The sequence below is a fragment of the Lentzea sp. NBC_00516 genome (assembly GCF_036346835.1).
GTDB classification, from domain to species: domain Bacteria; phylum Actinomycetota; class Actinomycetes; order Mycobacteriales; family Pseudonocardiaceae; genus Lentzea; species Lentzea sokolovensis.
This window is the reverse complement of sequence record NZ_CP107840.1, coordinates 618,354-640,195: the sequence shown is the minus strand read 5'-3', so window position 1 is coordinate 640,195 and position 21,842 is coordinate 618,354. Positions and strand designations below refer to the sequence as shown.

The following is a 21,842-nucleotide window of genomic DNA, read 5'->3' as shown; positions in this document are numbered from 1 at the left end:
GGTTCGGCTGTCCTAATTTCCCCGCCGTGTGGGCAGCAAGAAGAGGTGCCGAATGGGCCAGAGAACGACCATGACCTGGAAGCGACTGACAGCTGTGGCAGCAGCCGCCGTTGTCGGTGCCAGCGTCCTCGCCGGGTGCGGTTCTTCCACGCCTGAAACGGTCCCGGCGGCGAACAACGCCTCCGGTGGCACGTTCCCGACCAAGGTCGAGCACTTCTTCGGCACGACGGAGATCAAGGAAGCGCCCAAGCGCGTCGTCTCCCTCGGCTACACCGATGACCAGACGCTGCTCGCGCTCGGCGTCGTTCCGGTCGGCATGGTCGACCAGTACCCCAACCCCGAGGGCAAGACCCCGGACATCAACACCCAGTGGGCCTGGGTGAAGGACAAGTGGGGTTCGACCACCCCCGACGTCATCATGAAGAACGGTGACACCGAGCCGAACTACGAGAAGATCGCGCAGCTGCGTCCCGACCTGATCGTCGCCGTCTACTCCGAGGCGACCCAGGAGTGGTACGACAAGCTCTCCAAGATCGCCCCGGTGGTCGGCCGCACCAAGGAGGAGAAAGAGCCCTTCTCCGCCAAGTGGCAGGACAACGCGCTCCAGGTCGCCAAGGCGGTCGGCAAGGGTGACGAGGGCGCCAAGGCCATCAAGGCGATCGACGACAAGCTCGCCGAGGCCAAGAAGGCGAACCCGGCCTGGGCGAACGAGACCGCGGTCGTCACGTCCTGGTACAAGGACTCCGTCGCGCCGTTCAGCACGACCGACGTGCGCGGCCAGGTGATCACGGGCATCGGCTTCAAGGGCAACACGAAGGTCGACGAGCTCGCGGCCGGCAAGTTCTTCGTGACGCTGTCCCCCGAGCGCATCGACGTGATGAACGTCGACCGCGTCTTCGTGATCGCGGACGAGGCGGACCAGAAGTCGCTCAAGGGCTTCGAGCTGTTCAACAACCTGCCGGCGGTCAAGGCGGGCAAGGTCCACTGGCTGCTCGACAGCGAGGGCCCGGCCATCGGTGCCGCGATCTCGCAGGCGACCCTGGCGTCCATGCCGTACGCGGTGGACGAGCTGGTCAAGGCAGCCAAGTCGGCCGGCTGATTCTCTTTCTGACGCACCAGGTTCCAGCGAAAGGCCTCCCCTCGTGACCACGAGCGTCTCCGCCCCGCCGGCGAAGATCCTGCGCACGGCGTCCGGGCGGGAGGCCTCTCGCTGGGTGCTCGACCACTGCCGCTCCGCCCCCGGCCTGCCGATCGCCACCGTGCTGGCGACGGTGGTGGGGGCGGTGCTGCAGATCATCCCGGTGTTCCTGCTGGGCACCGTGGTCGACGGCGTCGTGCAGGGCCGTGACGCGTCGATCCTCTGGACCGTCGGCATCGCGACCGTCGTCTCGGCGTTGGCCGGCGCGGTCATGACCGCGGTCTCGACCTATCTCGTCGGCCGCGTTGGCGCGGAAATGCTGGCGCGCCTGAGAGAAGGCGCCGTGCGCGCGGTGCTCGGGATGCCGAGCGCGCGCATCGAGGAAGTCGGCCGCGGTGACGTGCTCTCGCGCGTCGGTGACGACGTCGCGGTGATCTCCAAGGGTTTCCGCACGGCCATTCCGACGATCTTCTCGGCGGTCGTGCTGGTCGTGATCGCGACCGCCGGCATGTTCGGGCTCGACTGGCGGCTCGGTCTCGCCGGTGCCTGCGCGCTGCCCGCCTACTGGCTGGCGTTGCGCTGGTACCTACCTCGTTCGCAGCCGCTCTACCGCGCCCGTTCCGAGGCTCAGGCCGATCGCGCGCAGGCGTTGATCAGCGGCCTCGACGGCATCGCCACCGTGCGCGCCTACCGCCTGGAGAACGTGTTCCGGGACAAGGTGACCGCGGAGTCGTGGCGGGTGCGCGACATCGGCATCGACGTCTTCCGGTTCTTCGGCCGGTTCATCGGTAGGGAGAACCGCGCCGAGTTCATCGGGCTCGGGCTGATCATCGTCGTCGGCTACTTCCTGGTGACCAACGGGCAGTCCTCGCTGGGCCAGGTCTCCGTCGCCGCGCTGCTGTTCCACAAGTTGTTCGTTCCGCTCGGCCTGATCATGGCGTTCTTCGACGAGGCGCAGAAGTCCGGCGCCGGGCTGACGCGGCTGGTCGGCGTGACGACGGAATCCGACGGCGACGAACTCGTGCGCAGCGCGGTGGCCGTCGGCCCTGACGCACAACCACTTCCGGTGTCGGTGCGCGGGCTTTCCTTCCGCTATCCCGATTCCGAGCACGACGTGCTCCAGGACATCGATCTGGAGATTCCCGCCGGCACGTCACTCGCGTTGGTCGGGGCTACCGGCGCGGGCAAGACGACGCTGGCGGCGTTGGTCGCCGGGACCGGCACTCCACTGGCCGGATCCGTACACATCGGCTCGTCCGATCTCGTGGACCTGGACGAGGCGGGCGCCCGCGCGTTGGTCAGCATCCTGACCCAGGAAGCCCACGTCTTCGCCGGCCCTCTCGCCGAGGATCTGCGGCTGGCGGCACCGGACGCGACCGACGACGAGTTGATGGACGCGTTGCGGACCGTGGGCGCGGACACGTGGGTCGAGACGTTGCCCCGGGGCCTGCGGACCGATGTCGGCGAGGGTGGCGAACGCCTCGACTCGACCAAGATCGCCCAGATCGCGCTGGCCCGGCTGGTGCTCGGCCGCTCCCCCGTCGTCGTGCTGGACGAGTCGACGGCCGAGGCGGGCAGCCAGGGTGCAGCCGCACTGGAACGAGCCGCGCTCGCGGCCTGCCGGGGCCGCACCACACTTCTGGTCGCGCACCGCCTCACCCAGGCCATCGCCGCGGACCGGATCGTCGTGCTCGACGCAGGTCGCGTGCTGGAACACGGCACGCACGAAGAACTCGTGGCGCGTGATGGGCGTTACGCAGCTCTTTGGGCTGCTTGGCGATTCGGAACGGTAAGTAGTTAGGTTAGGCTACCTTCACCGATTGTGAAGGGATGGCTGAGTCGTCGATGGAACAGATGGCCGACCGTGACGTACTTCTTTCGACCGCCCGGATCGCCTCCGTTCGGCGCCGTGCCGGTGAGTACCCGCAGCGGACCATCGCCGTCGCGAGTGCCGTCGCACTGAACCACTGGGCCACCCCCGGTTTCGGTGTCGACGGGTTCGAGCTCACGCCCGCGACGCTGTTCAGCGACCTGCTCGTGTGGGCCGACAAGGGCCAGGCCTGGGACGTCGTCGAACGGCCGGACGGCTGGGCCGTTCCCGTTCCGGACGGCGTCGACCTGGCCGAGGCCCAGCGCGCGCTGGACGACCTGGCCGAGTTCCCCAACCGCACCATCGGCACGCTGACCTCCCAGACCGTCGAGGAACGACTCGCGGACCTGGCCCGCTGGAACGACAACGAGTTCCCGCGCGACCGGCCGAGCATCGTGGAGCTGTTCCGCGAGCAGGCCCGGCAACGCCCGGACGCCGTCGCGATCAACGACGGTGACCGCGCGTTCACCTACGGCGAGGCGCTGTCCCGGTCCAACCAGCTCGCCCGCCACCTGAGCGAACGCGGTCTCAGCGCCGAGCAGGTCGTCGGCATCTCGCTCGACCGCTCGGCCGAGATGGTGATCAGCCTGCTCGCCGTGCTGCAGGCCGGGGCCGCGTTCGTGCCGCTCGACCCGCAGTGGCCGGCGTCGCGGCGCGAGTCCGTGATCACCGACGCGCAGGTCGTCCTACTTCTGGGCAGTGGCCAGGAAGGTGAGCCCGCGGCCGTCGAGGTCGACCTCTCCTCTTGGGGCTTCTCGGACTACTCCGGCGATCCCACCGATGTCACCATCCGCGGCGCGCAGCTCGCGTACGTGATGTTCACGTCCGGCTCGACCGGCCGCCCCAAGGGCGCGATGATCCGGCACGAGGCGATCAGCGAACGCCTGCTGTGGCAGGTCGACCAGATCCTCCACTTCGGACACTCCGACGCGTCGCTGTTCAAGGCGCCGCTGTCGTTCGACATCTCCATCAACGAGATCTTCCTGCCGCTGGTGTGCGGTGGACGGACCGTCGTCGTGCGGTCCGGCGGCGAACGCGACCCGCACCACCTGCTGGGGACCATCGACCGGCACCGCGTGACGTTCGTGTACCTGGTGTCCTCGATGCTGGACGTGCTGCTGAACATCGCGGGCGACGGCGAACTGGCCAGCCTGCGGCACGTGTGGTGCGGCGGCGAGGTGCTGACTCCCGAGCTGTACGACCGGTTCCGCACGCGGCTCGACATCCCGATGTACCACGGGTACGGCCCGGCCGAGGCCACGATCGGCGTCTCGCACGTGATCTACCGCGGCGAGGCCGAGCGGCTGTCGACGTCGATCGGCAGGGCGAACCCGAACACCGACCTGTACGTGCTGGACGACGAGCTGCGGCCGTGCCCGGTGGGCGTCGGCGGCGAGCTGTACATCGGCGGATTCCTGCTGGGGCGCGGGTATGTGAACGCTCCCGTCCTGACGGCGTCGCGGTTCGTGGCGAACCCGTTCGCCACCGACGGTTCGCGGCTCTACCGAACCGGTGACCTGGCGCGGTTCGCGCCGGACGGGTCGCTCGACTTCCTCGGCCGCGTCGACAACCAGGTCAAGATCCGCGGCATGCGGCTGGAGCTGGAGGACGTCGAGGTCGCGCTGGCCGAGCACCCGCGGGTGCGCCACACCTGTGTCGTGGTCAGGAAGAACTCGGCGGGAGGCAACTACCTCGTCGGGTACGTCGTGCCGTCCGACTCGGGCCTGACCTCGGACGCGGTGAAGCAGTGGGCGGTCGAGAACCTCGTCGAGTACATGGTTCCCACGCACATCGTGGTGATGAGCGAGTTCCCGTTGACCGCCAACGGAAAGCTCGACCGGCGCGCCCTGCCGGAGCCCGTGGTGGAGACCGGGCCGGTGACGGCCGCGGCCACCGACGACGAGGCCGTGATCTGTGCCGCCGTCGCGTCGGTGCTGCGGGTCGAGCAGGTCGGCGCCGACCAGGACTTCTTCGAACTGGGCGGCGACAGCATCCTGGCGATCTCGCTGCTCAGCGCGTTGCGGGCGGAGGGCGTGTTCGTCACCGCCACCCAGATCTTCGTGAACCGCACGCCGCGCGCTCTGGCCGCGGTCGCGTCGCGGAACGGCGCTTCGGCGGTCGACCACGACGACGTTCCGACGGGTCCGGTCGCCGGGTTGCCGATCGTGCAGTGGCTCGGGGAGACGACGGACGCGATCGACGGGTTCGTGCAGTCGGTCGTGCTCAACACTCCGGCGTCCTTGACCGCCGACGCGCTGACCCAGATCCTCGACGCGGTGGTCGCACGGCACGACATGGTGCGTGCCAAGCTCGTTCGGGGTGAGCGGTGGTCGTTCGACATTCCCGCGGACGGCACCGCGTTGTGGGAGCAGAGTGATGCGCCGCTGGAGGAGTGCGTCGCGGCGGCGACCGAGGGACTGAACCCGGACGCGGGCATCATGCTGCGCGCGGTGTGGCGGCCCGGGGCACGGCAGCTCGTGATCGTGATCCATCACGTGGTGATCGACGGTGTCTCGTGGCGCATCCTGCTCGATGATCTCGCTTTGGCCTGGCAGCAGGTTTCTTCTGGTGTGGCTGTGGAACTCCGACCGGTCGGCACGTCGTTCCGGCGCTGGACCCAGTTGCTGGAGAAGACCGGGTTCGAGGGCGATCGTTCGTACTACGAGCGTCCACTGCCGGGTGTGGACCAGCTTCTCGGGCGACGTGAGCTGACCGAGGCCGATGTCGTTGCGGGCGAACAGGTTCGCACGGTCACAGTGGGTTCCGCTGTCACCGCCGCGTTGCTGGGCGAGGTGCCGGCGTTGTTCCACGCCAAGGTCAACGACGTGCTGCTGACCGGTCTCGCGGTCGCGCTGGCCCGGTGGCGCCGGGACAACGGGCAGGACCAGACGTTCGCGCACATCGAGCTGGAAGGCCACGGCCGTGAGAGCCGGTTCGTGCCGCTCGACCCCGATCTGTCGCGGACGGTCGGCTGGTTCACGACGCTGTTCCCGGTGACGGTGGATCCGGGTTCCGCCGATGATCTGGGCTCGGCGTTGAAGCGGGTCAAGGAAGACCTCGCTCGGGTGCCGAGCAACGGTGTCTCGTACGGCGCGTTGAAGTACCTGGGGCGTGCGGAGTTCGACGCGTCCCGGCCGCAGGTGCTGTTCAACTACCTCGGCCGGTTCTCCGGTGGCACGTCCGGTGACTGGCAGCTCGCGGAGAACGCCGGTCAGCTCGGCGAGAAGCGCGACCCGGCGATGCGACTCCCGCGGGCGCTGGAGTTCAACGCCTCGGCCGAGCCCGGCGCGGACGGCGACCTGGAGCTGGTCACGGTGATCTCGTGGCCGTCCGGGGTGTTCAGCGACGAAGACACCGCACGGATCGGCTCGTACTTCGTGGCCGCGCTGGAGGGGCTCGCCGCGTTGACGCAGGGCGGCCACTCCCCCAGCGACTTCGACCTGCTGCCGCTCACCCAGTCCGATGTGGACTCGCTGGATTCCGCGGTGTTGCGCGACATCCTGCCGTTGACACCGTTGCAGGAGGGTCTCTACTTCCACTCCGTGTTCGACGACGAGTCGGCGCACCGGTACGTCGAGCAGCAGCTGCTGACGCTGACCGGCCCGGTGGACGCCCGCAAGCTCGAGGCGGCCGCTGCCCGCGTGCTGGAGCTGTTCCCGAACCTCGCCGCCCGGTTCGTCGGTCTCGACGACGGCCGGGTCGTCTCGGTGCTGGAGTCCGGTGTCCGGCCGGAGTTCTCCACTGTGGACGGTCAGGGCATGACCGGCGAGGAGATCCAGGAGTACGCCGAACGGGACCGCGTCGCCGGGTTCGACCTCGCGCGCGGCCCGCTGATGCGCTTCACGCTGATCCGGGTGGCACCGCAACGGTTCGTGCTGGTGCAGACCGTGCACCACATCATCGCGGACGGCTGGTCGGTGCCGCCGATGCTGCGCGCGCTGCTGGCCGAGTACTCCACGCCGGGTTCGGTGCACCCACGCGGCAGCTACGCCGACTACGTGCGCTGGCTGGTGAACGCCGATGCCTCGGAGAGCGACCGGGTCTGGTCCTCCGAGCTCGCCGGGCTGGCGGCGCCTTCGTTCGTGGCGGAGGGGCACACGCCGTCGGAGCTGTTCGAGGACGTGGTGATCGACGCGGCTCCGGACCTGGACGCTGCGGCGCGTGCGGCAGGTGTGTCGCTGAGCGTCGCCGTGCACAGCGCGTGGGGCGTGACGCTGGGCGGCATCCTGGGCAGCCAGGACGTCGTGTTCGGGTCGACGGTGTCCGGTCGTGACGCCGACGTGCCGGGCATCGACGAGATGGTCGGCCTGTTCATCAACACGATTCCCGTGCGCGTCGGCTGGTCTGGTTCTTCTGCGCGTTCATTGCTGGATTCGGTGCGGGCGCACCAGACCGCCGTGTTGCCGCACCAGCACGTGTCGCTGACCCGGATCGGGCGGCAGGCTCCGCACGGTTCGGCGTTCGACACGCTCGTGGTCTTCGACGTCGCCACGGACGTGACGGCGCTGGAGGGTCCGTTCAAGATCGCCGAGGTCGTGAACGAGGGCGCGCCGCACTACCCGTTGACGCTGGTGGTCGAGCGTTCTCTCGACGGCGCGCTGCGGTTCAACCTCATCTACGACACGACGGTCGTGCGCGTGGAAGGTGCCCGCACGATCTTGCAGGCGTTCTCGGACACGCTGAACTCGTTGCTGCACGGGGAGAACATCCCTGCGGTCTCGCTCTCGTCTGCGCGTGCCGCGGCCTCCGTTGAGCCTGTGACGTTGGCGGAGCTGTTCGATGCCACGGCTTTGCGTGACCCGTCCGCGCGGGCTGTGACGATGTGCCACCTCGACGGTAGTGCCGAGAGCCTGTCGTACGGGATGCTGGCCGACGCCAAGACCCGGCTCGCTCGCTCGTTGGTGAACGCGGGGGTTGGTCCGCGCCAACGGGTCGCGGTCGCGATCGGGCGTTCGTTGCAGCAGGTCGTCGCGCTGGTCGGCATCGTGTCGGCGGGCGGCGCGTACGTGCCGTTGGACCTCGCCTACCCCGACGAGCGGCTTCGGCACGTTCTCGCCGATTCCGCACCGCAGGTCGTGCTGGTCGAGGCCGAGCACCGCGAACGCTTCGAGCGTCTGCTCGCCGCGGCCGGCGTGTCGGCACGGGTGCTGGTGTACGGCGAGGAAGTCGCTGGTGATGCGCAGCTTCCGTCGTTCGACTGGCGCACCCCGGCCTACGTGATCTACACGTCCGGCTCCACGGGCAGGCCCAAGGGCGTCGTCGTGTCGCACGCCAGCGTGGTGTCACTGCTGGCGAACACCCAGCCGGACATGAACTTCGGGCCGGACGACGTGTGGACGCAGTTCCACTCGTACTCGTTCGACTTCGCGGTCTGGGAGCTGTGGGGCGCCCTGCTCCACGGCGGCGAACTGCTCGTCCCCGACCACGGCCTGACCCGTTCGCCGGTCGACTTCCACGCTTTGGTTCGTTCGCGTGGCGTCACCGTGCTGAACCAGACGCCGTCGGCGTTCTACCAGTTCATCGAGGCGGACCGGCTGAGCTCACCGCTTCCTGCGCTGCGCCGGGTGATCTTCGGCGGCGAGGCGTTGGAGCTGTCGCGGTTGCGCGGCTGGGTCGAGCGCTACGGCACTTCGCGTCCCGAGCTGGTCAACATGTACGGCATCACCGAGACCACGGTCCACGTGACGCATCGGGTGCTCGACGACCTGGACTTCGCGTCCGGGCGTGAGGTCAGCCCGATCGGCGGCCCGATCCCCGGCTTACGCACGTATCTTCTGGACTCGTCGTTGCGGCCGGTCGCTCCTGGGCAGGTCGGCGCGATCTACGTGGCGGGTTCGCAGCTCGCTCTGGGCTATCACAACCGGCCGGATCTGACCTGCGGCCGGTTCGTGGCGGACCCGTTCGCCGGCGACGGTTCGCGGATGTACAACTCGGGCGACCTGGCCCGGCGTGCGTTGGACGGCTCGCTGGAGTTCGTGGGCCGGGCCGACAACCAGGTGCAGCTCAAGGGTTTCCGGATCGAGCTGGGCGAGGTCGAGTCGGCTGTTCGCTCGGTGCCCGGCGTCGTCGACGTGGCTGTGACGGTCGCGGACACCGCGGACCACCTGATCGCGCACGTCGTGGGCATGCCGGCTGCGGATTTGCCGGGTGTGCTCGGGTCGAGGCTGCCGGTGCACATGGTGCCGCAGCGGATTCTCTCGCTGGACGCCTTGCCTTTGACGGTCAACGGCAAGTTGGACCGCAAGGCCCTGGAAGAGCGGGCTCGTTCTTCTGAGGACGCGCCGGTCGTCGCTGGCTCGCCAGCGTTGGAGTCGCTGGTCGGCATTTTCGCGGATGTGCTGCCTGGGGCTGTGGTGGACGCGGACACGGACTTCTTCGTGGCCGGTGGCGACAGCATCATCGCGATCGGGGTGGTGAACCGGGCTCGGGCTTTGGGAGTGCGGATCGCTCCTCGGGACCTGTTCCTGCACAAGACCCCGCGGGCGCTGGCTGCGAAGTTCGCGGTGGCTCCGGCCGCCGCACCGGTCGTGGTTGACGAGCAGGACGGGCCGGTGGTGCCGACGCCGATCGTGCTGCGGCAGCGGGAACTGGGTGGGGAGCTGAACCTGTTCGCCCAGGCTCGGCAGGTCGAGTGCGCGAGCCTGGCTGACGCGCAACGGGCCGCCGACGCCGTGGTGAAGGCTCACGCCGCCCTGCGGATGCGACTGACCGTCACGGACGGGGTGTGGTCGTTCGGAATTGCGGATGGAGCACAGTCCTCCGGGACCGCGTACGGGACACAAGCCTCCGGAATCGATTCCGATTCGCAGACCCCCTGGGGGGATCGGGTCCCCACTCCAATCATCTCAACCGGGTCTGACAGTCCTGGTGATCTTGAGATTCCGGTCGTCCTCCCGAAGAACGGCAACGACCCTCAAGCCGCCGCCAACGAGGCCGCCCGCCGCCTCGCCCCCGAAGCCGGCGTCATGGCCGCCTTCACCTGGCTCGAACCCAGCCAGACCCTCGTCGTCGTAGTGCACCACCTGGCCGTGGACGCGGTCTCGTGGCTGATCCTGCTCGACGACATCAACGCGTCCCTGCGAGGCGAAACCCTCGCACCCGCCACCACCCCGTTCAGCGCCTACACCCGCGCCCTCACCCTCCAGGCCCAGTCCGGCACCGGCCTGCGCCACTGGATCGAGGTGCTCGACACCCCGTCCCTCACCCCGCAGATCGGCGACCAGCGCGAGGTCACGGTCACCCTGTCCGCTGACATCACCGACCGCGTCGTGCACACCGCACCGACCGCGCTCGGCATCGGCCTGACCGAACTGCTGGCAGGCGCTCTGCGCACGGCGCTGACCGAGATCCAGGGCACGCCCACGGACCTCGTGGTCGAACTGGAGCGCCACGGCCGTGTCCCGGTGCTGGAGCACCACGACTACACGCGCACGGTCGGCTGGTTCACCTCTATCGCGCCCGTGAAGCTCAGCGCGCACACCAACCCCGTCGACGCCGCACGCGAGCTCGTAGAGCGTCAGCCGGACGAGGAACAGCACGTCGGGTACGGCCTGCTGCGGTACCTGAACCCGCAGACCTCGCCCGTGCTGGCCTCGCTGCCGAGGCCGCAGGTGCTGTTCAACTACCTGGGCCGGGGCAGCGAGTCGCAGGCGCTGAGCCTCGACATGGGATCGCAGCCGAGCCCGTACGCCGTCGAGGTCAACTGCTGGGTCGACACGGGCACCGGCAGCCTGCGGGCGACGTTCGCGCTCAGCGAGGACGTGTCGGACGAGATCGCGGCACGCTGGCTGCTCGCGCTGGAACGCATCGCGGACACCTCGGTCACCGCGACCCGCACCGCGCCGGTGTCGCCGTTGCAGCGCGGTCTGTACTTCCAGGCCGCACTGAGCGCCGCCGGGCATTACGTGGCGCAGAGCTACTTCACGTTCGACCGCCGCCTCGACGCCGGCAAGCTCGGCAAGGCGATGGCGCACGTCATCGCCAAGCACCCCGTCGTCGGCGCGGGCTTCGCGGACGAGGACGGCACGCCGGTCCAGGTCCTCACGTCCGGCGGTGAGCTCGAGGTCCGCACGGTCGACGTGCTCAACCAGGACGCGGTGGACGCGCTGCGGATCGAGGACCGCGGCACGGGCTTCGACCTCGAACGGCCCCCACTGGTGCGGCTCACCGTGCTGCGGTTGCCGGACGGCCGGGACGCGTTGCTGTTCAGCTACCACCTGCTGCTGTGGGACGGCTGGTCGCGCGAGATCGTGCTGCGCGACCTGTTCGGCGCGTACCAGGCACTCCTCGCCGGTGAGCCGGTCGACTCCACGCCCGCCACGCCGAGCTTCGAGAGCTACTGCCGGGCACTGGCCGCCAAGGACCAGCAGGCGGCGGAACGGTTCTGGGCCCGGTGCCTGGCGGAGCTGCCCGGTCCGACACTGCTCGGCGACGGGTCCACTTCGGACACTCTGCCGACGAAGATCGTGCGCACGCTGTCCGAAGAGGACTCCGGCCGGATCAGGGAGGCGGCCGGCAGGCACGGCATCACGCTCAACTCGGTCGTCACCGGCGCGCTGGGGCTGATGCTCGGCAGCGAGACCGGCCGGGGCGACGCGGTCTTCGGCGTCACCGTCTCCGGGCGCGAGGAGGAGGGCACCGAGAACATCGTCGGCGTGCTGCTCAACACCGTGCCGATGCGGGTGTCGGCCAAGCCCCAGGACACCGCGGCCCAGTTCCTCGCGAACGTGCAGGCCTCTCGGGTCGACGCCATGGAGCACGAGCACTTGGGGCTCGGCGAGATCCAGCGGGCGAGCGGGTACGACCAGCTGTTCGACAACCTGTTCGTGCTGCAGAACTTCCTGGACGACAGCACGTTCGACGAGCTCAACGCGCGCAACGGGATCGTCGACCACGAGTCGGAGGACTCGACGCACTACCCGTTCACCTGGGTGGTGACGCCGGGCCGGCAGCTCACGGTCAAGCTGGAGTACCGGCCGGAGGTCACCGCACCCGAACTGGCCGAGCGGCTGTTCGACGACTACCTGCGGATCCTCACCGACCTCGCCACCACCGAAGGCCCGCTGGGCACGATCCGCGGCACGGGACCGGAGCCGGAACTCAATCCCGCCAACGACTTCGGTAACCTGACCGTGGTCGACCTGTTCGATCAGGCCGCCGACCGCAGTCCTGACAGGACCGCCCTCGTCGCGCACGGCAAGACGATGACGTTCGCGGAACTCAGGGACCGCAGCCGTCACCTGGCCGGAGTGCTGGCAGGGAAGGGAATCGGCGTCGAGACGTCGGTCGCCATCGCGGTGCCGCGGTCGCTGGACTGGGTCGTCGCGCTGTTCGGAATCCTGCGCTGCGGCGCGGCGTACGTGCCGCTGGAGCTGGACCACCCGGACGAGCGGATCGCCGCGATCATCGAGGACGCGCAACCGTCGCTGATCATCACGACCAGCGCGGTGGCTCCGAGGATCCAGGACGGCACCTTCAAGCTGGACGAGCCGTGGCCGGACGCCGAACCGGTGACCACGTTCACGCCCAACGACCCGAACCGGCTCAAGCACGCGGCCTACACGATCTACACCTCGGGTTCGACGGGCAAACCCAAGGGCGTCGTGACCGAGTACGCGGGCCTGACGAACATGCTGGTCAACCACCAGCGCAGGATCTTCGAGCCGGTGCTGGCCGAGCACGGGCACCGGACGTTCCGGATCGCGCACACCGTGTCGTTCGCCTTCGACATGTCGTGGGAGGAGCTGCTCTGGCTCGCCGACGGCCACGAGGTGCACATCTGCGACGAGGAACTGCGCCGCGACGCCACCGGGCTGGTCGAGTACTGCCTGCGGCACGAGATCGACGTCATCAACGTGACGCCGACCTACGCGCAGCAGTTGGTGGCGGAAGGCCTGCTCGCGGCCGAGCACAAGCCCGCGCTGGTGCTGCTGGGCGGTGAGGCCGTCACGCCGACGCTGTGGCAGCAGCTCGCGGACACTCCCGGCACGATCGGCTACAACCTTTACGGGCCAACGGAGTACACGATCAACACGCTGGGCATCGGCACGTTCGACTGCGTCGACCCGGTGGTCGGCGTGGCGATCGACAACACCGATGTCTACGTCCTGGACCCGTGGCTGCGGCACGTGCCGGACGGTGTCGCGGGCGAGCTCTACGTGTCTGGCGTGGGCATCGCGCGGGGCTACCTCGGGCAGCCGAGGCAGTCCTCCGAACGGTTCGTGGCCTGCCCGTGGGTGCCCGGTGAGCGGATGTACCGGACCGGTGACCTGGTCATCCGGCGCCCGGACGGCAACCTGCTCTACCTGGGCCGCACGGACAAGCAGGTCAAGATCCGCGGGCACCGCGTGGAGCTGGGCGAGGTCGAGGCGCGGTTCGCCGCCCACGACGGCGTCCGGTTCGTCGCGGCCGTCGCGCAGGCCGACCCGCAGGTCGACGGCGCGTACCGGCTCGCGGCCTACCTCGTTCTCACCGACGGCGCGGACATCCCGTCGATCGCGGCGGAGGTCGGCGCCGGCCTGCCGGACTACCTGCGACCTTCGCACTACGCCTCGGTGGACGCGATCCCGCTCACTGTCAACGGCAAAGCGGACACCTCAGCATTGCCGCAGGCCCGTCCGCTCGGCACCCTGATGACCAAGGTCGAGGAACGCGAACTGTCCGAGACCGAGATCGTCGTCCGCGAGATGTTCGCGGAGGCACTCGATCTCGACGAGGACGAGGTGGGCATGACGAGCGGCTTCACCGACCTGGGCGGGCACTCGATGCTCGCGGTGCGGCTCATCGGACTGCTCCGCCGCGAGTTTGGCCCCGTGGTCACCATCCGCGACCTGCTGTCCCTCTCCACCCCCGAAGCGATTGCGCGGCACGTTGACGAACACTGAAGTCCGCACGGGCAAGGAGATCCTCCGGGTCGCCCTGCGCCGCAACCGAGGCGCCATGACGGCAGGGACCCTGCTGATGGGGTCCTACCAGGCCGCCGAGACCGCCGTGCCGATCCTGCTCGGCGTGATCGTCGAGTACGCGCTGCGCGGCGGGCAGCTCAGCTCGCTCGGGCTGGCGCTGCTCGCGCTCGGCCTCGTGATGGCCACGGTGTCGTACTCGTGGCGGTTCGGCATGCGCATCCTGCAGAAGGCGAACACGACCGAGGCGCACCGGTGGCGCGTCGAGGTCGCCGACCGCGGCCTGCAGCCGGTGGCGCGCGAGGTCGACCTGAAGTCCGGCGAGGTCCTCACCATCGCCACCGAGGACGCCGACCAGACCTCGGACATCATCGAGGTGGTGCCGCTGCTGATCAGCTCGCTGGTGTCGGTGGTGATCACCGGTGTCGTGCTGGCGGTGATCAGCGTGCCTCTGGGCGTGCTGGTGTTCGTCGGCACGGCGGCGATCCTGAGCGTGCTCAGCGTGATGTCGCGGCGGATCGGCACGAACACCCAGGTGCAGCAGGCGAAGGTCGCGCGGGCGGGGGCGAAGGTGTCCGACCTGATCGCCGGGCTGCGACCGCTGCACGGGTTCGGCGGCAGCTACGCGGCTTTCCAGGCCTACCGCCGGGTCAGCACCGAGGCCAAGAAGCAGTCGATCGTCGTGGCCCGCGTGAACGGTGTCTACGCCGGGCTGGCGCTGGCGCTGAACTCGTTGCTGGCGGCGGCGGTCACGTTGTGGGCGGGCCTGCTGACGTTCCAGGGCGAGATCACCATCGGTCAGCTCGTGATGGCGGTCGGCCTGGCGCAGTTCCTGATCGAACCGCTGAAGCTGTTCTCGGAGATGCCCAAGTACGTGATGATCGCGCGGGCCTCTGCCGAACGGATGGCGTTGATCCTCGCCGCGCCCGCGCTGATGACCCCTGGTGTGGAAGAGCCCGGTCCGGAAAGCGGGCTCGAAGTCTCGGGCGTCACGCACGGAACGTTGCGGGACTTGACGTTCTCCGTGCATCCCGGCGAGTTCGTGGCGATCGCGGCCTACCAGCCGCAGGCCGCGGCCGAACTGGCGTCGGTGTTGTCCGTCGACGTGCCACCGGCTTCCTACGAAGGCGTGGTGCGGGTGGGCAAGCAGGAGGTCGCGTCGCTGACGATCGAGAGCGTGCGCACCCACCTGCTGGTCAACCCGTCGCACCACGAGGTGTTCGCGGGAACGTTGCGGGAGAACGTGGATCCGGCCGGCTCCAGCACGGTGGTGGACGAGGCGGTGTCCGCCGCGATGCTGACCGACGTCGTGGCTCTGCACTCCGACGGCCTCGACTACGCCGTGCGCGACCGGGGCGCGAACCTGTCCGGCGGGCAACGGCAACGGTTGTCGCTGGCCCGTGCGCTGGCCGCGAACCCGGAGATCCTGGTGCTGCACGACCCGACCACGGCCGTCGACGCGGTGACCGAGCAGCTCATCGCCCGCAACCTGACCGAGTTGCGCCGCGGCCGCACGACGATCGTGATCACCAGCAGCCCGGCGTTGCTCGACGTCGCTGACCGGGTGATCGTGCTCGACGGCGGCGTGGTGACGTCCGAGGGCACGCACCGCGAACTGCTCGGCCGTGACTCCTCCTACCAGCTGGCGGTGGCCCGATGACGAGGTTCGAGTGGCGTGGAGGCCCTGCCTCGGTGCGGTTCGAGAGCGTGCTGGACCCGGTCGAGCTGACGCACGAGAAGGACGACCTCTGGTCCGCCGAGGTCGAGATGCCGCCCCGGCTGCGCGTGACGTACCACTTCTTCGACGGGGACGAACACGCCGATCCGTCGAACCCGTCCGGCGCGGGCCCGAACCGGTCGATCTTCGCGACTCCCGGTCTGGAACCGCAGCCGCACTGGCCGGTCGTCGGCCCGGACGAGGTGCTGGACGTGCCGTCGCTGCGCGTCCGGTGGAACGGTTCGTTGGGGCGCAAGACAGTTCGCGTGCACCAGGGTGGCGAGCCGGTCGTGCTGCTGCTCGACGGCGACGACTGGATGTACGTGCACCCGGCCGTGGCCGCGTTCGAGTCGGCGGTGAAGAACGGCGAGATGCCGCCCGCCACGCTGGTTTTCCTTCCCACGCCTCGTGATCGTGGTGCCGAGTACGGCTCTTCCGCGCTGTGGCAGGCGATCCGGGACGAGCTGCTGCCGTTGCTCGCGGAGAACGGCGTGACCGTGGACCTGTCGCGGTTCGTGGTCGCGGGTCAGAGTCTGGGCGGGCTCAGCGCGTTCCGTGCCGCGCTGGACTTCCCGGACGTGGTGTCGAAGGTGGCCTGCCAGTCCGGGTCGTTCTGGTGGGCGCGTGACCTGCCCGAACACGGCCTTTCGCTCGACGGCCCGGCCGGCGGTGACACGGCGGAACGCCTTGGGGCTCTGCCGGATCTGTCCGGGCTGCGCGTCGCGTTCGACGTCGGCGAGCACGAGCCGAGGATGCACCGGCACTGCGAAGCCGTCGAAGAGCTTGCGGCGCAGGCGGGCGTGACGGTACGGGTGAACCGGTCCCCCGCCGGGCACGACCGGGCAGGCTGGCGGCACGCGCTGGTGCGCGACGTCGCCTGGTTGCTGAGTTAGGTTCCAGGACAAGCGGTTGCGCCGCCGTTGATCGTCCGGCGATCCGTGAGCGGATCCTGCAGGCTGGGCGGCATGTCGACACCTCCGGTGATCTCGGTGATGCTGATCGTTCCGGACGCCGACGCGGCCGTTGCCTGGTACAAGGCCGCGTTGGGCGCCACGGAGCTGTGGAACCTCGGCGGCGTCGCCGGTCTGGAGATCGGTGGCGCGCCGTTCTTCGTCCACGCGGTCAACCCGGACAACCCCGCGGAGTCCAGTCCCGGCGGCGTCACCAGCGTGCGGATCGAGCTGTTCACCGACGACCCCGACGGCGTCGTCGCCCAGGCTGTGGCCGTGGGAGCCGCTGGTTCCGCTGTCGTGAGTCACGAAGCGCCTTGGGGCACGCACCGGCAGGGCGGCTTCACTGACCCGTTCGGCCACAAGTGGTCCGTGGGCGACCGGTCACCCCTGGGCTGATTGCAGCGGCCACACCTCGACGACTCCGTGCGCCACCGCGCACGGGGTCCCGGCCACCATCCGCACGGCCTCGTCCACGGACTCCGCCTCGATGATCGCGAAACCCGCGATCGGCAGGTCGGACCTGAGGAACGGGCCGTCCTCGACGGTCGTGCCGGCCTTGTCGGGGTTGCGGACCTGGATCGGTGCTCCGGCGATCCCCATCTCGACTCCGGCGGCCCTCAACCGGTCGTCGTGGGCGTGCGCCTCATCGCGCACGGCCGATGCCGTTCGGTCATAGTCCGCACGCTCTCCGTAGCCGATCGTCACGAACTTCATCGCGGAACCTCCTCGATTCGGACTCTTCAGCCATACCGACTTCCGAACCTCCCGAAACTCATCGGTGCGTTCATCGACTGTTCACCTCATGGTTGCGACCACCCACCCCGCCACGGCGTCGAAGTGACGAAAGATCTGTTCTCTGACAGGGCTTTTCGTAGAGGTGGACAGTGAAGAGAACGCTCGGCATCGGTCTTGCGGTCGTGCTGCTCGTGGGTGTCGTAACAGCCATCGTCCTGGGACAGGGCGGCGGCGAACCGGCCCGGCTCCAGACCGTGCGCGGCGTGATCGGCTCGGAGAAGCTCGCCTTCTTCGCCGACCAGCGGGTCAAGGACGTGTTCGCGAAGCACGGGCTCAAGGTCGAGGTGGATCCCGCCGGGTCGCGGCAGATCGCGACGGCCACAGACCTGAACTCGTACGACTTCGCCTTTCCGTCTTCGGCGCCTGCCGCTGAGAAGATCCAGCGCGATCGCAAGGCCGCGCGGACGTACGCGCCGTTCTCGTCGCCGATGGTGGTCGCCACGTTCGACCCGATCGTCGACCTGCTGACGAAGGCCGGCGTGGTGAAGTCCGGGCCGGGCTACCAGACGTTCGACGTGCAGGCCTACCTGGAACTCGCGGCCAGGGGCACGCGCTGGGACCAGTTGCCGGGCAACACCTCCTATCCCGCGCGCAAGAACCTGCTCGTCACCACGACCGATCCGCGCGACTCGAACTCGGCGGCGATGTACCTGGCGATCACGTCGTTCGTCGCCAACGGCGGGGTGGTGTCGTCGCAGGACGCCGAGGCCAAGGTCGTGCCGGCGGTGTCGAAGCTGTTCCTGGACCAGGGATACACGCAGAGCAGCAGCGAGGGGCCGTTCGAGGACTACCTGTCCGCGGGGATGGGCAAGACGCCGCTGGTGCTGGCGTACGAGGCGCAGTTCGTGGACAGGGTGGTGCGGGGCGACTCCTCGATCCGGCCGGACATGAAACTGCTCTACCCGGCGCCGACCGTGCTGTCGAAGCACACGCTCGTGCCGTTGCGCGAGGCCGGTGACCGCGTCGGGCAGTTGCTGCAGAGCGACGCCGAACTGGGCAGGCTCGCCGCGACGTTCGGCTTCCGCACCGCCGATCCCCGGCACTTCAACGACATCGTCAAGGAGAAGGACCTGAGCGTGCCGCAGACGATCGTGGACGTGGTCGAACCGCCCGCCCACGAGACCCTGGAGCGGATGCTCGAAGCGATCGCGAAGCAGTACTGACGTGGCCGATTTCGTGCTGACGCCACCGGATCCCGTCGAACCCGTGCCGGTCGGCCGCGCGGCAGGGCTCATCCCCGTCGGCGACGAGGCCAAGGTCGAGATGTCGTCACGCGCCGAGGCCTTCATCTCGGCTTTGGGTGCTGTCGACCCGCAGTCACCGGACTTCAGCCGGATCGCCGACGAGGCACTGGTCCTCGGCGAGGCCGAGATGCGGCTGGCCGCGCAGATCGCGGGCCGCCTGCTCGACCGCACGCTCGCGTCCGTCTCGTCACCGCACGGCGCCCAGGTCTCGACGAGCCTGACCGAGTTGCGCAGGTCCGTTCGTGAGCTCGACCCGCAGGACCTGAGCAAGCTGACCGGCCGCAAGATCCTCGGGTTCATCCCCGGTGGCAACTCTGCCCGCGGTCTGCTGGCACGGCTGCGCGCGGCCGACGAGCCGCTCAACCGCATCGTGCTGAAGCTGCGGTCCGGCCAGGACGCGCTGAAGCGCGACAACGCCGCGATCAAGGGCGAGCGGCAGCGGTTGTGGGACCTGATGACCAAGCTGTCCCAGGACGCCGCTCTCGCCGCCGAGATGGACGAGGCCGTCGAACGCCAGATCGCGATCCTCGACCTGGCCGAACCCGGCCGCGCCCAGGCGTTGCGTGCCGACGTGCTGTTCGGGCTGCGGCAACGGCGTCAGGACCTGCTGACCCAGTTGGCCGTGTGCGCGCAGGGGTACATGGCACTGGACGTGGTGCGCCGCAACAACGACGAGCTGGTCAAGGGCATCGAACGGGCGGTCAGCACGACCGTCGCGGCGTTGCGGATCGGCGTGGCGGTGGCGGCGGCACTGGCCGGGCAGCGCGAGGTGATCGACCAGGTCGACGCCGTGCGCGGCCTCACCGACTCGATCCTGCGCTCGAACGCGACGCTGATGTCGTTGCAGGGCGAGGAGATCCAGCGCATCGCGTCGACTCCGGCCGTCGGCATCGAGGCGGTGCGGACCTCGTTCGACCAGATCTACGCGGCGATCGACGCGATCGACACCTTCAAGGCCCGCGCGGCCGACTCCATGTCCAGCACGGTCTCCGCGCTGGACACCGAGATCCGGCGCGCCCACGACCACCTGAGCCGCGTGCGCGGCGCCGAGGAGTCCGCATGATCCGCCGCCTCATCCCCGCGGTCGCCGTAGTAGCGCTGCTGGCGGGATGTTCCAACGAAGCCGACCCGTCCAAACCTGTCGGCGACGCCACCCCCGGCACTCTCCGCGTCCTCGCGGGCAGCGAACTGGCCGACCTCCAGCCGATCCTCGACGAAGCCGTCAAAGCCACCGGCATCAGCGTCAAGTTCAGCTTCACCGGCACCATCGAGGGCGCCGAGAAGGTCGCGAGCGGCTCCGCCGAACAGGGCTTCGACGCCGTCTGGTTCTCCTCCAACCGCTACCTGGAACTCGTGCCCGAGGCCCAGAAGCGGCTCGGCACGCCGACCAAGGTGATGTCCTCGCCCGTGGTGCTGGGCCTGCCCGCCGCGAAGGTCGCGGAACTGGGCTGGGACGGCAGGCGCGTCGGCTGGGCGGAGATCGCCGCGGCGGCCGGGGCGCGGAAGTTCACCTACGGCATGACCGATCCGTCCGCGTCCAACTCCGGGTTCTCCGCACTGGTGGGCGTCGCGGCGGCGCTGTCAGGGTCGGGCTCCGCGCTGGACGCGGCGAAGATCGACGCCGTGGCGCCGCAGCTCAAGCAGTTCTTCTCGGCCCAGACGCTGTCGGCGGGCTCCTCCGGCTGGCTGTCCGAGGCTTACCAGCGCAGGGCCAGGGGTGAGGATCCCGGGGCCGAAGTGGACGGTCTGATCAACTACGAGTCCGTGCTGCTGTCGTCACCCGACCCGTTGACGCTGGTCTACCCGAGCGACGGCGTGGTGACGGCGGACTACCCGCTCACGCTGCTCACGTCGGCGTCGTCGGAAGCCCGTGAGGCACACCGGAAGCTCTCCGATTACCTGCGCGGCGCGGACGTTCAGCGCAAGATCATGGACACCACCCACCGCCGACCGGCAGTGCCGCAGGTGCAGCCGGACGCGAAGTTCACCGTGCGGGACCTGGTCGAGCTGCCGTTCCCCGGCAGCCAGTCCGCTGTGGACGGCCTGGTCACCACGTACTTCGACCAGCTGCGCCGCCCGTCGCGCACGCTCTACGTGCTCGACACGTCCGGGTCGATGCAGGGCGACCGCATCGACGGCCTGCGTCAGGCGCTGGTCGGGCTGACCGGGGCCGACGAGTCGCTCGCGGGCAAGTTCAGCCGGTTCCACGGCCGCGAGCAGGTGACGTTGCTGCCGTTCAGCAGCAGCGCGCGGCCCGCGTTGAAGTACGAGGTGCCGCAGGACGATCCGCGCCCGGTCCTCGACCAGATCCGGAACACCGCCACGTCGCTCGACGCGGCCGGCGGCACGGCGATCTACAGCAGCCTGCGCGGCGGTTACGACGTGTTGCGCCAGCAGATCGACGCCGATCCCGACCGCTTCACGTCGATCGTGCTGATGACCGACGGCGAGAACACCGGCAGCGAGGACGTCACCGACTTCCAGCTGTTCCACCAAGGTTTGCCGCAGAACCTCAAGGGCATCCCGATCTTCCCGGTGCTGTTCGGCGAAAGCGCCACGGCCGAAATGGAACAGGTGGCGAAGATGAGTGGCGGCAAGGTGTTCGACGCCCGCAGCCGCTCGCTGTCGTCCGCCTTCAAGGAGATCCGTGGCTATCAGTAGGTATCTCGGCTCCTGGAAGAACCTCGCCGGCTGCACGGGCGGGCTGATCGGCCTCGGCCTGCACTTCGCCGGACTGGCCGGCTCCTACTGGGTCCTGGTCGTGATCGGCCTGTACGGCGTGGGAGCACTGGTCGCGCCGCCAGAGCGCGTCACGCTGGTGACCGACCCTGTGGAGGAGGCCGGCGCGCTGCGGTCCGAACTGGACGCGCTGGTCGAGCGGGTCCGGGGATTCCGGGTGCCGGACGAGGTCGCGCCGAGGTTCGCGGAGATCGCCGAGGTCCTGCGCGGCATGCTGGACCGCCCGCGTGAGCTGCGCGCCGACCCGGACGCGCTGCACGCCGTCACCCGGCTCGTCGGCACCGACCTGCCGCTGTCCGTGCAGACCTACCTGAACCTGCCGTGGTGGTACGCCGCCGCACGTGGCTCGGGCGCGGAACTGGTGCGGCAGCTGGATCTGCTGCACGCTGACGCCGTCCGGACCGCGGAACGGTTCCACGCGGCCGACGCGCAACGGCAGGCCGACCACACCCGCTACCTCGAAGATCGCGGGTAGCCTCGGGATC

General features: G+C 69.3%; 11 protein-coding genes. 10 read left to right on the top strand and 1 reads right to left on the bottom strand.

What is annotated here, in order from left to right:
- Positions 1-70 precede the first annotated feature (70 nt).
- The 6 genes from OG205_RS02955 to OG205_RS02930 all read left to right on the top strand — a co-directional run bounded on the left by OG205_RS02955 (position 71) and on the right by OG205_RS02930 (position 16,975).
- Positions 71-1,099, top strand: coding sequence for an iron-siderophore ABC transporter substrate-binding protein (locus OG205_RS02955; RefSeq protein ID WP_330274671.1), 1,029 nt, complete (start codon positions 71-73; stop codon positions 1,097-1,099).
- A gap of 43 nt (positions 1,100-1,142) precedes the next feature.
- Positions 1,143-2,939, top strand: a complete 1,797-nt coding sequence (locus OG205_RS02950) for an ABC transporter ATP-binding protein (protein ID WP_330274670.1) — start codon at positions 1,143-1,145, stop codon at positions 2,937-2,939.
- 29 nt (positions 2,940-2,968) lie between these two features.
- Positions 2,969-13,891 (top strand): amino acid adenylation domain-containing protein, encoded by a 10,923-nt coding sequence (locus OG205_RS02945; RefSeq protein ID WP_330274669.1) that lies wholly within the window; start codon positions 2,969-2,971, stop codon positions 13,889-13,891.
- On the top strand, positions 13,878-15,569 hold the full coding sequence (locus OG205_RS02940; protein WP_330274668.1) for an ABC transporter ATP-binding protein: 1,692 nt from the start codon (positions 13,878-13,880) through the stop codon (positions 15,567-15,569). The genes OG205_RS02945 and OG205_RS02940 overlap by 14 nt, the downstream gene beginning before the upstream one ends.
- Positions 15,566-16,519, top strand: coding sequence for an alpha/beta hydrolase-fold protein (locus OG205_RS02935; RefSeq protein WP_330274667.1), 954 nt, complete (start codon positions 15,566-15,568; stop codon positions 16,517-16,519). The genes OG205_RS02940 and OG205_RS02935 overlap by 4 nt, the downstream gene beginning before the upstream one ends.
- A gap of 72 nt (positions 16,520-16,591) precedes the next feature.
- Positions 16,592-16,975, top strand: a complete 384-nt coding sequence (locus OG205_RS02930; protein ID WP_330274666.1) for a VOC family protein — start codon at positions 16,592-16,594, stop codon at positions 16,973-16,975.
- Here the strand turns inward: OG205_RS02930 and OG205_RS02925 are convergent.
- Positions 16,961-17,293 carry a YciI family protein gene (locus tag OG205_RS02925; protein WP_330274665.1) on the bottom strand — a complete coding sequence of 111 codons (333 nt, stop codon included), beginning with the start codon at positions 17,291-17,293 and terminating at the stop codon, positions 16,961-16,963. The two genes, OG205_RS02930 and OG205_RS02925, sit on opposite strands and share 15 nt — an antisense overlap.
- Before the next feature lie 170 nt (positions 17,294-17,463).
- Here OG205_RS02925 and OG205_RS02920 point away from each other — a divergent pair, with 170 nt between their 5' ends.
- The 4 genes from OG205_RS02920 to OG205_RS02905 are packed head-to-tail and all read left to right on the top strand — an operon-like array spanning position 17,464 to position 21,832.
- The gene (locus OG205_RS02920) at positions 17,464-18,537 is read left to right on the top strand and encodes a hypothetical protein (protein ID WP_330274664.1); all 1,074 of its coding nucleotides are present in this window, start codon (positions 17,464-17,466) and stop codon (positions 18,535-18,537) included.
- Position 18,538: 1 nt separating this feature from the next.
- The gene (locus OG205_RS02915) at positions 18,539-19,681 is read left to right on the top strand and encodes a toxic anion resistance protein (protein WP_330274663.1); all 1,143 of its coding nucleotides are present in this window, start codon (positions 18,539-18,541) and stop codon (positions 19,679-19,681) included.
- Positions 19,678-21,279 (top strand): vWA domain-containing protein, encoded by a 1,602-nt coding sequence (locus OG205_RS02910; protein WP_330274662.1) that lies wholly within the window; start codon positions 19,678-19,680, stop codon positions 21,277-21,279. Before OG205_RS02915 ends, OG205_RS02910 begins: the two co-directional genes overlap by 4 nt.
- Complete coding sequence (locus OG205_RS02905; protein WP_330274661.1) at positions 21,266-21,832, top strand: hypothetical protein; 567 nt, start codon at positions 21,266-21,268, stop codon at positions 21,830-21,832. Before OG205_RS02910 ends, OG205_RS02905 begins: the two co-directional genes overlap by 14 nt.
- Positions 21,833-21,842 lie beyond the last annotated feature (10 nt).